This is a genomic window from Flavobacterium odoriferum (assembly GCF_025499515.1).
In the GTDB taxonomy this organism is placed as follows: domain Bacteria; phylum Bacteroidota; class Bacteroidia; order Flavobacteriales; family Flavobacteriaceae; genus Flavobacterium; species Flavobacterium odoriferum.
Map to the genome: position 1 here is coordinate 20643 of NZ_JAMKFA010000024.1, position 12543 is coordinate 33185.

Genomic DNA, 12543 nt, shown 5'->3' on the forward strand with positions numbered 1-12543 from the left:
ATTCCTAATTTTGAACAGTAGAATATAATGAATCGAAAACAATTTATATTAGCAACATTAGGACTAACAATTGTGAATACCTTAAGCAGCTTTAGAAAATATACGGATGAACTTCCTGTTCAAGGAAAAAAGATGCCTGTTTTATTTACTTCGCACGGCAATCCTATGGATATTCCGCTTTCAAGAGAAGAACGCACCTTTTGGAATACCTTATTTCAATTGGGAAAGGAATTGAAAAAAAATTATGAGGTAAAAGCTGCTTTGGTGGTTTCGGCTCACTGGTGTACCCGAGGAACTTTTGTTAACGTATCGCCTGAACAGCAACAGATTTTCGATTACTATGGGTTTCCTAAAGAATATTATGATGTATTTTACAAAGCTAAAGGCTCCCCTGAAATTGCAAAAGAAGTAAAACGCATTATCCCATCGGTTAGCGAAACTACCGACTGGGGTCTCGACCACGGAGCTTGGCCTATGCTTATGCACTTGTTTCCTGAAGCGGACGTGCCTGTATTTCAATTAAGCATCGACTATTATGCAAAACCTGAATATCATTACGAGTTAGGAAAACAATTAAAATCACTTCGTGAAAAAGGAGTACTCATCATTGGCAGCGGTGCATTAATTCACAATCTCCCACTTGCTATGAAAAAAATGCAAAGCAATGATAGTTCGCCCTATGGTTGGGAGATGGAATATGATAACTGGGTTAAGGAACAAATAGATAAAAGAAATATCTCTAACATTATTAATTATCAAAACAGTCATAAATTAGGCAAACTGGCAGCTCCTACGCCCGACCATTTTGTGCCTGTATTATATAGTTTAGGGTTGATGGATTCCAAAGATGAAATACATTACTTTTTTGAATCAGAGTCTTCCCTTCCCGCTTTTGGGGAAAGGAGTTTTATCATCAAACAATAATGACAGTATCCTGTTATTGGTACTTACTATTAATCGTTTTGATTTTCACTTCATTTAGCGTCAGTTTCAATCAAGGAAAAATACAATTAACAAAATATGAAAAATCAATCCCTAAAAATATGATAAACGAAAACACCTTTGAACTTCCCTTACGAAATGGGATTAAACCCAAAACTACACCAAGCAACCCACATATGCAGCTGAATCAACAGCCCGAAGACCGTAAACTCGTTGATTCACTAATGGATTGGGCATTCTCGCTTCCTGAAATCAACAAAGAGTTCAGCAAAATATCTGTTCCCGGGGCCCAAGCTATGTGTCTCTCTTCCGACAAAATGTGCAATGATTGTCACGCCTTTATGATTGGAAATGAGTTTGCTCACTTTCATCCAGTGCCCGTTGGCAGTATGCACTTAGGTCTAACATTAAAAGATGCTGAATATGTCATAAGCCGAGGTTGGGGTGAGTTACACCCAGTTGCCAAAATGGGCTATCTTACTCATAATTTTATTATGGTGTATGCCCCTCGAAATGAAGAAGAAAAAGAAATCATTAAAAAAATTATCTTGCGGTCTTATTTATTTGCAACCGGCAAATTAAATGACAAATAAAGCCATAAAATATGCAAAAAGAATTTATTGAGTTATTAAAAAAAGGCATTGAAGAATTGATGCCTGCTAATCAACTATTAGGTATAAAAATTTTGGAAGTGAAGTCGGGTTATGCACATCTTCACGTTCCTTTTAAAAACGAATTCATTGGAGATTTCATTCAGCAGCGTTGGCACGGAGGGTTTTTAGCTGCTATTGCAGATACAGCAGGTGGCACTGCAGCTGCTACTACGCTGCAATCTCCCAAAGACAAACTCAATACCATTGATATGCGCATAGACTATCTACACGCTGCAACCTCCAGCGATATAGAAGCTAAGGCTCAAGTGATTAAAGATGGGAAAACCATCGTTAAAGTGGATATTCAACTTTTTCAAGACCACCAAGAAAATCCTGTAGTAGTTGCCCGTTGTGTTTTTAGCAAATTAATAAAAGAAAATAGTGATAAGCTTTCTGGATAAGATTAGATGTGTTGGCTTTTTCAAGAATTTAAATGAATCAAATTTTTCTATCTAAAAAAGATGAACAAGTTTTTTCGAAAATTAAAAAAAGTGATGATTGTATTTATTGTAATAGTTTCCATTTTAATTCTTGCTCTTTGGCTTTTTATGCAACAAGATAAATTTGGGGCTTCTCCAACCAAAGATGACAGGCAAAAATATGAACAACTCTCTAATTATAAGGATGGTAAATTTCAAAATATCAGTCCAACACCGATGCTTACCCCTAATTATTCTTGGACACAAGTGATAAAAGAGCAACTATTTGAAAAACCTTCTAACCCTATTCCTGATAAAACATTACCTACCATTAAAACCGATTTGAAAAGTTTAGCAATTGAGGAAAATGTTCTTGTTTGGTTCGGTCATTCCAGTTATTTTATGCAACTCGACCAAAAAACCTATTTGGTAGATCCTGTATTCAGCGGCAATGCATCTCCCGTTCCCGGTACCAACAAAGCCTTTGCGGGAACGGATATTTATCAAGCAGAAGATTTTCCCAAAATCGATTACCTTATCATTACCCACGACCATTATGACCATTTAGATTACCCCACTATAATCCATCTAAAAGAAAAGGCAGAAAAGTTTATAGTTGGTTTAGGGGTAGGTAATCATCTTAAAAAGTGGGGCGTTCCCGAAGATAAAATCATCGAATTAAATTGGTACGAAAGCACACAACAAGGCACCGACCTAAGCATTCATTGCGAGCCTGCTCGGCATTTTTCGGGCAGAGGATTTTCCCGCAACAATACCCTTTGGGCATCCTTTTTAATTAAATCACCATCGATGACTATTTATGTAGGTGGAGATAGTGGTTACGATAGTCATTTTGCAGCCATTGGGAAGAAATATGCAACAATTGATTTTGCTATTTTAGATAACGGTCAGTACAATGCTGCTTGGCGAGCGGTTCACAATTTTCCGGAAGACGTTATACAAGCTGCCAAAGATTTAAAAGCCAAGCGCATATTGCCTGCACACTCTTCTAAATTTAAAATGGCCAATCACAATTGGGACGACCCTTTAGAAACCCTAACACAGCTTAATAAAACAGAAAACCTAAACATTGCAACCCCAAAAATTGGCGAAGTGGTTTACCTAAAAGATACCACCCAAGTATTTGATTTTTGGTGGAAATAAAAGACCTAAATTACTTTTGATAAACACCGAACCGCTAACAGCGTATATAACTTATGGCGGGGAAAGTGGTAAATTCAAGTTTTTTGCTTTTAAGTAAGTTTGGTGCAAGCCGACAAGAAAGCACTTCGAAAACCGCCACAAGTCATATACGCAAACCGTTGTATGTCATTATGAAAGAAGAAATTCAGACAGAAAAACTTGTAAAAAAGTTTAACATTGAAAAAGAAAGCCTGACAGAAGAGAGTATTCTGAAAGACTTTCAAGAAGATATAAAAAACTTACCTAACGAGTACAGAAGTTGATTCTAAAATACCTATAACTTCTTTTAAGTTAGATAATGATTCTTCAGATTGACCTGAATAAACAAATTCTTTGACAGAAAGCTGAACTAACTTTTTATAAACTAAACCTTGAAAAGGTTGTTTTGGATTATGTTTAAATTCTAAAGACATTACTTCTTTAGCTATATCAATATAAATACTTTGATATGTAGTTTTATCAGTTTCGTTTTTTAGTTTGTTTAATAAATCAATTAATTGTTTTGGTTTTTCTGTTACCATAAATATTACAGTTTTTAAATTAGTTCTTTGAAATTTACGTTTGATTAATAAATATAATCTATCAAAAATATAATTACTATAAATTAATAATATAGATAGACTATTGTTCATGTTGTTCGTTTTTGTATTTTTGTCGGTGTTAAGAGTTAGGAAAAAGAAAAGACAGTAGCGGGAACTACTGCCTAATCAAAATTAAAAACTACTGAAGTGTAGGAAAAATTAATTTAACTATCTCGATAACACAATGAATTGCGAATATGGATAATTCAATTTTTTTCAGACGGGTGGGTTTCTGCTCCTGCTCCATACTTTAAAAAAATTAGTTAGACATGTTAACTCTCTGCTTAACCCGCAGTTGGGTTTTTGATTTAAAATGTTAGTTTTCATAATAGTTACATTTTAAGTTAGACGATATTTTTAAGAACTTCAGACAACTCCTTCTATTACAGATTGGAGTATTTTTTATGTTAATTCACAAAGATATTGAAAAGATAACGTTTTACAAAATATTTTGTAGTACTTTTATTAACAACTTTATTAACAAACGTAAATTTTACCGAACTGAGCCGAAAAAAATAACGCCATACAACAACCGTTTACATCAATGGCTACGCTTGGGTGTTTTTTAAAAATTTCGGCAAAAACAAACTAAAAGAATAGAATAAACAACAGTAAAAAATCAACGCCACTGTATGCAAGCGGTGAGAACGTTAGCAACAATACTTTAAAAAATCTGCAAGTGAAATATTATTTAATAGTTTCTTTAATTCTGTTTTCATGTTCTGAAAAGAATTCGAGAATAGAAACTAAAATTGATTTAAGTAGTAGAAAACTTAACTCAATTCCAGATAGTGTTTTTGAATACAAAAATTTAACTGAATTGGAACTTGGCGCAAAAGAAGTAATATTTTATCCGCCATTATCAGCTTTAAGTGGAGGTGATAAGGACAGAAATCGTATTGTTGAATTACCTGAAAGAATATCCGAATTAAAATACTTAAAAGTTTTGACATTGAACTCTAACGAACTGAAAAGCTTACCAAACTCATTATCAAACCTTCAAAATCTTGAAATTTTAGATTTGGCGTTGAATAAAAATCTGAATGTAGTTGCAGAAATACCAAAACTAAAATCACTTCCAAAACTTAAAGTTTTAAAAATTGTGGATACTAAGCTTGACAAGAATGATTTGGAAATTATAAAGAAATCACTTGGCACAAAAATTAAATTAATTTATTCGGTCAGTGACTATATGGAAAGTTATGGTAATGAATAAGTACTGTTGCTAACAGCGGTTTGCTTCAATGGCTACTTCCGGATTTTCCTGCGGAAAATCCGCTGCTGAATGGAATGTTTTGTTATATTTGTAATGGCTTGGTGTTGGTTCAACGCCACTGAAAGCAAGCCGCAGAACGTTATAGCCAATTTTAGAACGAACGAAAATGATAGAACAAACAGAAACATATAAACTTGACAAAAGTATCTGGACACATGACGACTTTGAAGAAATGGGTTGGCATGACGCAAACATATATGGGCTGACAATTGAAAAAGACGAAGACAATTGGACAGCAGACTTCTTGCTTGACTTAGATTACATTTTTAAATGGGTTCATCCAATTCCACCAGCACAGACATTTACATTTTGGGTTGCTCCTTGCACACTAATTTTTAAAGATTGCTTTGACTTGCAGTTTGACTTTAAAACTGACGGTGGTTTTCTTGACTTAATGGAAATTGCTGATCTTTATTTAAAAAGCAAAGTTGAGCAAGAGAAAAATAAGTTTGTTTACGAATGGATAATTGAGCTACAACAAGGACAAATAACTTTGAAGTCATATGGTCTTGAACAAATTGTTAGACAACACCCCCAACACGTGAAGGGACAAGTATTAACTTTGGACGAACGTGGTGGAATAAATTTCGGTCGAAAACCATGCAGATAGTAATAAAAACTGGCTATAACAGCGGTTTAAAAATATGTCTAGTTTCGGGATTTTTTGAAATGGCGCAGTTGCTCAATTTAAAGTTTTGTTTATATTTGTGAAGGCTTGGTGCTGGTTTTTCGCCACATTTTTAAGCCGCGAAACGTTATGTGTAACCATAAGAGCGGCCGCATAGAGAATAAAACGACATAAAAATGATGAACTTTTTTAAAAAACTATTTGGCAAATCTGACAAACCAGAACCAAAAGAATTTAGTGAACAAGAGTACGAACTTCACTATGAATTAAAATCACAAGGACTTGAAAATGTTCTTGGAAAAATGCACGACTTGGTTGGACACGCAATTATTCCCTTTGCAGTCGGTGGAGCAGTTGATATGTATTATTTTCCAAATCATATTAATGGGACAGGCTTTGCTACAATGGAGCTTTTAGAACCTGACGGAACTGGACCTTTGCCGAACAGACTTGGGACATATGAACTTGTTGCGTTTACAAAACACGCATACAACGATATCGAAGACACACAAACACCATTTAACCTTATTGAGAGAACATTTTGTGGATTTTTCACGACAATCGGATTTTTCTCTCGAGAAGCAGTTTTAAATCCAAATGAGACTTGCGAAGTTCCTAATGGAGAAGGTGAAGAAAACACTTGTTTGGTATTTGACCTTTACCAACCCGACAACAAAGAATTTAGAATTGGTGAAAGAAAGCATCATTTACTATTGTGTTTGCAAGTTTTTAGGAGTGAAATGGAATTTTCAAGAGCAAATGGAAGCGAAGAATTATTTAAGAAACTAAAAGAAGCTGGACATTATCCATATAGTGACTTGGACAGACAACCAGTAGCTTAGAAAATGGAAAGAATGGCTACACATAACAGGCGTTTGGCAAAAAAGCGGGTTCAGTGCTTAAACGAAGCTTTGTGCTTCGTATCAAGTTCAGTGCTGGCAGACAGTTTAGTGCTTCGAAATCCGCTTCTTCGCCAAGCGCCAAAACGTTGTGTGCAACATATTTTCCGAACTTACGCCGAAAGCTTTTCTCTTATTTTTCCGAAAGAAATTTATTGAAATTGTTACCGAAAAATCTTGCGTAAAAATTAAAAACCGAACCGAACTTTGTCGATAAACTTTGTGCTGAAATTACGTTTTAGGGAAAATCCGTTGTGAAATTAAAAACTGAAACTAAACGTTGTGTGAAAATATGCTTTGCGTGACAATCCGAACTTTGCCGATAAACTTTGCGTTGAGTTTTTTTAAGTTCCGAAAATATCATGCAGCACACAACAGCGGTTTAAAAAAATGGCTAGTTTCGGGAATTTTTGAAATGGCGCAGTTGTTTAATTTAAAGTTTTGGTTATATTTGTGAAGGCGTGGTGTTGCTTTTTCGCCACATTTTTAAGCCGCGAAACGTTATAGGTAATGCCAAATCACCTCATTTTAAAGACATGAAAGAGTTAGAAGACGTATTTTTACAAATCAAAAATAAGTATGTAAATCTATTACATTATGTCAATGAATATGAAATTTTATTCGCTGAGAATAAAGAATTAGACACTATGATTAGTGAAACAAAGTCATCTTTTTTTAGTGATTTGTATTGGCTATATTGGAATTTTATAACCATTCAGACATGTGCTTTAATGGACAAAAAAATAATGATGGGAAAAGAAAATCTTACTATACCAAAATTAATTGATCTCATTGAAAAACTTGATTTTGAATGTACTTCAAGCGCTAAACTAAAACTCGAAACTATTAATGAAAAAATAGGTCCTTTTAAGGTTGCTAGAAACAAAGCTTTTGGACATTATGACTTAGAATCCGTAATGTCAAAAAAAGAATTTGATAGACTTGAACTCGATGATTTAAAAATTATCTTTAATTCTATTGAAGGGATATTTAATTTAATTGAAGTAGAGTTAGGTCAATCAACAAAACTATATGGTTTTAGAATCCAAACTGGAGCAATGAGATTATTAAATTTCATAAGACTTGGAATTGAAAAGAAAAAAGAAATAATAAATCGGCGTCGACAATAAGGCACTACCTATAACAGCGGTTTGCTTCAATGGCTACTTCCGGATTTTCCTACGGAAAATCCGCTGCTGAATGGAATGTTTTGTTATATTTGTAATGGCTTGGTGTTGGTTCAACGCCACTGAAAGCAAGCCTCATAACGTTGTACACTATTTTAACGCGAACTCTAAAACAATGATTATAAAAAAAACACTAATTACTATATTTCTAATATTAATAAATTTCTCTGGATATTGTCAAGATAAAACTTATCAAGATTTTATTAATGATATAACTCCAACATTTCCAGGTTGTGAAAATTCAAAAGACAAATCCGAATGTTATAGTTTGGAGGTTGGTAACTTAATTTTATCTAATTTTAATAAACCTGATAACCTTGATAAATTGAATGACGTTGATGGCGTCTTAGAAATTAAATTAACTTTACGAAATGAAATAAATGGTAAGACAACTATTTTAAAAGTTGAAAATGTAAATGATGTTGTTAAGAACTTAGTAATAGAAAGTCTTGAAAAATTACCTCTGATACAACCAGTAACTTCTTTTAGAGATGGTGAATCAAAAGTTTCATCTACAAGCTTTTATATAATTATCGAAAAGAAAAATAAATCAAATTATTTTGAACAAGTCATAAGAAAATCTAAACAAGATTATTCTAAAATGCCTTCACCAAATCCTGACAAGATAAAACATGTCTTAATAGAAAATTGTGAAAACGATGATAGGAGTTCAGATTGTTTTTATTTAAGTATAAAACAATATATTATAGATAAATTAGATAAAAATATAATTGACGAAATTAGAGGCGAAAAATTCTATCTCAAAATAAAGTTTGATAAAAATGGAAAAATAGACTCAAACTCGTTTGAATGTAGCTTGAATGGTAAAAAAGAAATTTTCCATAAAATAATTGAAACTATAAAAGTAAAGAAAGCTGCCGAATTGAATAATGAAAATATCGACATAACTTACTCTATACCAATCCAAATTGAATAAAAACAGTGTACAACACCGGTTTGCTTCAATGGCGAGTCTCGGGAATCTTTGCAATGGCACAGTTGCTTAATTTAAAGTTTTTTCTATATTTGTATTGGCTTGGCGCTGGTTCATCGCCACTGAAAGCAAGCCGCAGAAACGTTGTGCAACACTTTAATTGGTATGAATAATAAAAAATACATATTTGAAGTTTTAAAAATTGGTTTTTTATGGACTGTAATTCCAAACTTATTTTTATTTCTATTTTGGAAATTTGACAACTCGTTTCCTTTTGCCTCAATGTTTTCATTAGGTTTTAATTCATTGATTTTACCAATTGTTTTATTAATAGTTTTAAAAAAAATTAATGAAAAATATCAGAAAAACTGGTGGTACATAAATTATATATTTCTCTCTTTATGTGTTGTGTTATCAATATATTTAAATCTATTTAATTGGATTTTATCAGTAGAAAAAGGAAATAGTATTTACGGAAGACATAATATAGATCAAGGAACTTGGATGATAATAAATCTCGAATTGACAATCAGTTTGGGTATTCTTTGCATCAATTTAATTTATGACATAATTAATCTTATTCCGGAAAAGCATTTAAAAGTGGGAAAATAAAAAGCGATTGCACAACAGCGGTTTGCTTCAATGGCTACTTCCGGATTTTCCTACGGAAAATCCGCTGTTGAATGGAATGTTTTGTTATATTTGTAATGGCTTGGTGTTGGCTCAACGCCACTGAGAGCAAGCCTCATAACGTTAACTGCAATTTTAAATCAGCAATATGCCAAAAATTAAAACTTACACATTATTTAATTTCAAATTTCTATTTGCATCATTACTATTTTTGCTTTCGTGTTTTATCTGTACATTCTGCATTTTTGCAGGAATAAATTTTATCCCTAGATTTTTTAGTTCTAATTACAAAACTATTTTTTTAGCAATATTTTTTTACTTCTTACTATTCTATTTATTTTATCGTTGTGGTCAATTAGCTTATATGTATTTGAAATATTTTTGGCACGAAAAATTCACAAGAATTATTATTGATTATCAAAATGAAACAATTACCACAATTAATAATTCTGGATACATTTTTAATTCGGAAAATTTGAAGCTTATAGAATTTCACTTATCTACTAAAGATCACAGAAATCCTTTGTATGATTTTGGATATACAAAACTATATTCTCACGATGGAAAAGAAATAATCATTACCAGTTTAATATTAAATTATTCAAATATTGAAAACATACTCGATGGTGTAAAAAAAATTAAAAAACTAGATGAAGTAATTTATCTTCCATAAAAAAACTGCAGTTAACAGCGGTTTGCTTCAATGGCTACTTCCGGATTTTCCTACGGAAAATCCGCTGCTGAATGGAATGTTTTGTTATATTTGTAATGGCTTGGTGTTGGTTCAACGCCACTGAGAGCAAGCCTCATAACGTTAGTAGCCATTACAAAAGCACGATATGAGAAAAATTTTAATAATATTAATATTTCCTTTATTTACAATTGCTCAAAATCATCTTCTTCCTGTTCAAGGATATTTTGACACCTATCCACATAGATTAGAGTATTTTCCAGTAATCAAAAAAGTTCTTTTCGAAAATCTTTCAGAAACACCAAGTGTTCAATTTATCGTAACGCCTTCTTTTTCGCCAGAGTTTGTAGTCCAAATTAACCAACAAGGAGATAAATTCATTTTGAATTACAACATTGCAAAGGAAAGTATATGGTACTCAAAGAAAAGAAATTATGTAAAAATTGAAAAGTTTAAAAAAGAAATTCAAAATGATGTCGCTTTAAAATTAATTGAGCTTTATAAACTTTGTATTTACCAAACAAAATATGAAGAGGAAGAAATATTTGGGCTTGATGGAACTAATTATTACTTCACAATTTTTGATAATGGCTTAAAATCAGGAACTATTTGGTCTCCAGAGGAAGAAAGTAAAATGGGAAAACTGGTAGAGATTAGTGATATTCTTGTTGATTACGCAACCGATTCTGATATAAAATTGGATGATAATTTTTTAAAAAAAGCAAACGATTTAATAAACTTACTAAAGTAACGGCTACTAACACCGGTTTGCTTCAATGGCGAGTTTCGGGAATATTTGCAATGGCACAGTTGCTTAATTTAAAGTTTTTTCTATATTTGTAATGGCTTGGTGCTGGTTCATCGCCACTGAAAGCAAGCCGCAGAAACGTTAGCACCAATTATAACAGAAGACACACAGACAATGAAAAGACTGACAACAATATTGAGTTTGATTTTACTAATTTCTTGTGGACAACAAGAAAACAAAACGAATCAAGCAACAACTGAAAAAGTAGAAAACCTTACGACTGACACAAGCCATACTAAAATCACTTTTTGCAAAGTCAACGGAAAAGGAATTTTACTTGGCGACAACTTAAAATTATTGAACGGAAACTTTAAAGAAATCAAGGACATTTCATATTTAAACGAACAATTTGTAGATATAACAGAAGTAAGTGACAAATACTATAAAATCAAACCAACAGACGACTATTGCCAAGAATTCAAATATATCAAAATAAAAACGAAAGACTTTGAAGGCTATGTTGACGGAAGGAAAATTTATGAGCCAATTAAACACTTTCAAAACAAAATAGTAAAAATTGACAATAAAGAAGTTTCATTTATTGCGACAAATTATTTTGGAATTGGAGTTTCGGACGATGACGGTTTAACAGGTTGTTCAATCAACACTCCTGTAGTTTTTTCGGACAAGTCTGTTAACTACGAAGGACTTGTAAAAATGGTCAAGAACGAAAATTACGAAGACAATTATCCTTATTTTGAACTTAAACAAGACGATGGAGCGAATGACGAAATTTTAAGCATTGAAAAGCAAGGCGACAAATATTTGCTGAATATAAAGCGAACATATCAAGAAGGTGGAGCAAATCTTTTAGTGGAAGTTTACAATGACAAAAGCGGAACATTTATTGCAGAAATTATAAAGAATGAACGGATAGAAGAATAGAATAACTGCTGCTAACAGCGGTTTCACGCTATTGCTGGGCTTGCGCTTGCCATTTTTGCTTCGGTGGACATTTGGCTTGTTTTCAATAATTGAGTTCGTTAGAATTTCTGTATATTTGTTTGGTCAGTGTTCGCAGCAGCAACAGACGTGAAGCCGCGAAACGTTAGCAACAATTATAAAAATGGAAGTATTTCAAGAATTTGCAACAAAATATAACAATAGCGAAGAAGTAGAAAAAACAACTGAATCAGAAATTCAAAAGCTTGAATCTGAGTTTGATATTTATTTACCTGATGATTACAAAATATTCCTACTTAATTTCGGAAATCTATGGACTCCCGACATCCTTGATATTATAGTTGATAACGAACTAGATCTAAATGATGTCCAACAATTTTGGGATGTTGAAAGCATCATCTTTGATAAAAAAAATGAATTTACTTCTCAAATGTCGATTGATATGATACCTTTTGCTTCTGATTGTATGGGAAGTATTTTTGGATTTTTAACATTCGACCTAAAAGAAAAAAAAGAAAATTGCGCAGTATATTTTTTTGACCACGATTTAGAAAAGGTTAAGAAAATATCTAATTCATTTACTGAATGGATAGATAATTTTAATCGAATACAATAACTGTTGCTAACAGCGGTTTGCTTCAATGGCTACTTCCGGATTTTCCTACGGAAAATCCGCTGTTGAATGGAATGTTTTGTTATATTTGTAATGGCTTGGTGTTGGTTCAACGCCACTGAGAGCAAGCCACAGAACGTTAGCAGAAAATTTTGATAATAAAACGGAAAAAAAAA

The 12543-nt window shown here is 32.6% G+C and carries 16 protein-coding genes; 15 read left to right on the forward strand and 1 reads right to left on the reverse strand.

Annotated elements, in window-relative coordinates:
* Window positions 1-27: 27 nt before the first annotated feature.
* The 5 genes from M9Q43_RS13425 (at window position 28) to M9Q43_RS13445 (ending at window position 3480) form a co-directional block, all read left to right on the forward strand.
* Window positions 28-924: a dioxygenase family protein gene (locus M9Q43_RS13425; RefSeq protein ID WP_262319377.1), complete on the forward strand. Its 897-nt coding sequence runs from the start codon at window positions 28-30 to the stop codon at window positions 922-924.
* Between the two features lie 119 nt (window positions 925-1043).
* Window positions 1044-1535, forward strand: coding sequence for a luciferase domain-containing protein (locus M9Q43_RS13430; RefSeq protein WP_262319378.1), 492 nt, complete (start codon window positions 1044-1046; stop codon window positions 1533-1535).
* An 11-nt stretch (window positions 1536-1546) separates the two neighbouring features.
* Window positions 1547-1996: a PaaI family thioesterase gene (locus M9Q43_RS13435; RefSeq protein ID WP_262319379.1), complete on the forward strand. Its 450-nt coding sequence runs from the start codon at window positions 1547-1549 to the stop codon at window positions 1994-1996.
* Between the two features lie 60 nt (window positions 1997-2056).
* Window positions 2057-3178, forward strand: coding sequence for an MBL fold metallo-hydrolase (locus M9Q43_RS13440; protein ID WP_127137572.1), 1122 nt, complete (start codon window positions 2057-2059; stop codon window positions 3176-3178).
* A gap of 53 nt (window positions 3179-3231) precedes the next feature.
* A complete protein-coding gene (locus M9Q43_RS13445) occupies window positions 3232-3480 on the forward strand; it encodes a hypothetical protein (RefSeq protein ID WP_262319380.1) in 249 nt (82 codons plus the stop codon).
* Here the strand turns inward: M9Q43_RS13445 and M9Q43_RS13450 are convergent.
* Window positions 3457-3849, reverse strand: coding sequence for a hypothetical protein (locus tag M9Q43_RS13450; RefSeq protein WP_262319381.1), 393 nt, complete (start codon window positions 3847-3849; stop codon window positions 3457-3459). The genes M9Q43_RS13445 and M9Q43_RS13450 overlap by 24 nt on opposite strands.
* 628 nt (window positions 3850-4477) lie before the next feature.
* Between M9Q43_RS13450 and M9Q43_RS13455 the strand changes: the two genes are divergently transcribed.
* The 10 genes from M9Q43_RS13455 (at window position 4478) to M9Q43_RS13500 (ending at window position 12370) form a co-directional block, all read left to right on the forward strand.
* Window positions 4478-5014, forward strand: coding sequence for a leucine-rich repeat domain-containing protein (locus M9Q43_RS13455; protein ID WP_262319382.1), 537 nt, complete (start codon window positions 4478-4480; stop codon window positions 5012-5014).
* Window positions 5015-5180: 166 nt separating this feature from the next.
* Window positions 5181-5684 (forward strand): hypothetical protein, encoded by a 504-nt coding sequence (locus tag M9Q43_RS13460; protein ID WP_262319383.1) that lies wholly within the window; start codon window positions 5181-5183, stop codon window positions 5682-5684.
* Between the two features lie 194 nt (window positions 5685-5878).
* Window positions 5879-6544 carry a suppressor of fused domain protein gene (locus M9Q43_RS13465; RefSeq protein ID WP_262319384.1) on the forward strand — a complete coding sequence of 222 codons (666 nt, stop codon included), beginning with the start codon at window positions 5879-5881 and terminating at the stop codon, window positions 6542-6544.
* Between the two features lie 593 nt (window positions 6545-7137).
* Window positions 7138-7731, forward strand: a complete 594-nt coding sequence (locus M9Q43_RS13470) for an AbiU2 domain-containing protein (protein WP_262319385.1) — start codon at window positions 7138-7140, stop codon at window positions 7729-7731.
* A gap of 172 nt (window positions 7732-7903) precedes the next feature.
* Window positions 7904-8725: a hypothetical protein gene (locus M9Q43_RS13475; RefSeq protein WP_262319386.1), complete on the forward strand. Its 822-nt coding sequence runs from the start codon at window positions 7904-7906 to the stop codon at window positions 8723-8725.
* Between the two features lie 162 nt (window positions 8726-8887).
* Entirely contained in the window at window positions 8888-9334 is a 447-nt protein-coding gene (locus M9Q43_RS13480) for a hypothetical protein (protein WP_262319387.1), read from the forward strand.
* A gap of 382 nt (window positions 9335-9716) precedes the next feature.
* Window positions 9717-10025: a hypothetical protein gene (locus M9Q43_RS13485; protein ID WP_262319388.1), complete on the forward strand. Its 309-nt coding sequence runs from the start codon at window positions 9717-9719 to the stop codon at window positions 10023-10025.
* Window positions 10026-10191: 166 nt separating this feature from the next.
* Complete coding sequence (locus M9Q43_RS13490) at window positions 10192-10794, forward strand: hypothetical protein (RefSeq protein ID WP_262319389.1); 603 nt, start codon at window positions 10192-10194, stop codon at window positions 10792-10794.
* Window positions 10795-10965: 171 nt separating this feature from the next.
* Window positions 10966-11736, forward strand: coding sequence for a hypothetical protein (locus tag M9Q43_RS13495; RefSeq protein ID WP_262319390.1), 771 nt, complete (start codon window positions 10966-10968; stop codon window positions 11734-11736).
* 181 nt (window positions 11737-11917) lie between these two features.
* On the forward strand, window positions 11918-12370 hold the full coding sequence (locus M9Q43_RS13500) for an SMI1/KNR4 family protein (RefSeq protein ID WP_262319391.1): 453 nt from the start codon (window positions 11918-11920) through the stop codon (window positions 12368-12370).
* The last annotated feature ends 173 nt before the right edge of the window (window positions 12371-12543 follow it).

What these genes read in the sequence shown, in the direction of transcription:
- M9Q43_RS13425 (WP_262319377.1), top strand. Translation starts at nt 28, where the DNA reads ATGAATCGAAAACAATTTATATTAGCAACATTAGGACTAACAATTGTG.
- M9Q43_RS13445 (WP_262319380.1), top strand. Translation starts at nt 3,232, where the DNA reads ATGGCGGGGAAAGTGGTAAATTCAAGTTTTTTGCTTTTAAGTAAGTTT.
- M9Q43_RS13500 (WP_262319391.1), top strand. Translation starts at nt 11,918, where the DNA reads ATGGAAGTATTTCAAGAATTTGCAACAAAATATAACAATAGCGAAGAA.
- M9Q43_RS13435 (WP_262319379.1), top strand. Translation starts at nt 1,547, where the DNA reads ATGCAAAAAGAATTTATTGAGTTATTAAAAAAAGGCATTGAAGAATTG.
- M9Q43_RS13470 (WP_262319385.1), top strand. Translation starts at nt 7,138, where the DNA reads ATGAAAGAGTTAGAAGACGTATTTTTACAAATCAAAAATAAGTATGTA.
- M9Q43_RS13450 (WP_262319381.1), bottom strand. Translation starts at nt 3,849, where the DNA reads ATGAACAATAGTCTATCTATATTATTAATTTATAGTAATTATATTTTT.
- M9Q43_RS13495 (WP_262319390.1), top strand. Translation starts at nt 10,966, where the DNA reads ATGAAAAGACTGACAACAATATTGAGTTTGATTTTACTAATTTCTTGT.
- M9Q43_RS13430 (WP_262319378.1), top strand. Translation starts at nt 1,044, where the DNA reads ATGATAAACGAAAACACCTTTGAACTTCCCTTACGAAATGGGATTAAA.
- M9Q43_RS13460 (WP_262319383.1), top strand. Translation starts at nt 5,181, where the DNA reads ATGATAGAACAAACAGAAACATATAAACTTGACAAAAGTATCTGGACA.
- M9Q43_RS13485 (WP_262319388.1), top strand. Translation starts at nt 9,717, where the DNA reads ATGTATTTGAAATATTTTTGGCACGAAAAATTCACAAGAATTATTATT.
- M9Q43_RS13490 (WP_262319389.1), top strand. Translation starts at nt 10,192, where the DNA reads ATGAGAAAAATTTTAATAATATTAATATTTCCTTTATTTACAATTGCT.
- M9Q43_RS13475 (WP_262319386.1), top strand. Translation starts at nt 7,904, where the DNA reads ATGATTATAAAAAAAACACTAATTACTATATTTCTAATATTAATAAAT.
- M9Q43_RS13480 (WP_262319387.1), top strand. Translation starts at nt 8,888, where the DNA reads ATGAATAATAAAAAATACATATTTGAAGTTTTAAAAATTGGTTTTTTA.
- M9Q43_RS13440 (WP_127137572.1), top strand. Translation starts at nt 2,057, where the DNA reads ATGAACAAGTTTTTTCGAAAATTAAAAAAAGTGATGATTGTATTTATT.
- M9Q43_RS13465 (WP_262319384.1), top strand. Translation starts at nt 5,879, where the DNA reads ATGATGAACTTTTTTAAAAAACTATTTGGCAAATCTGACAAACCAGAA.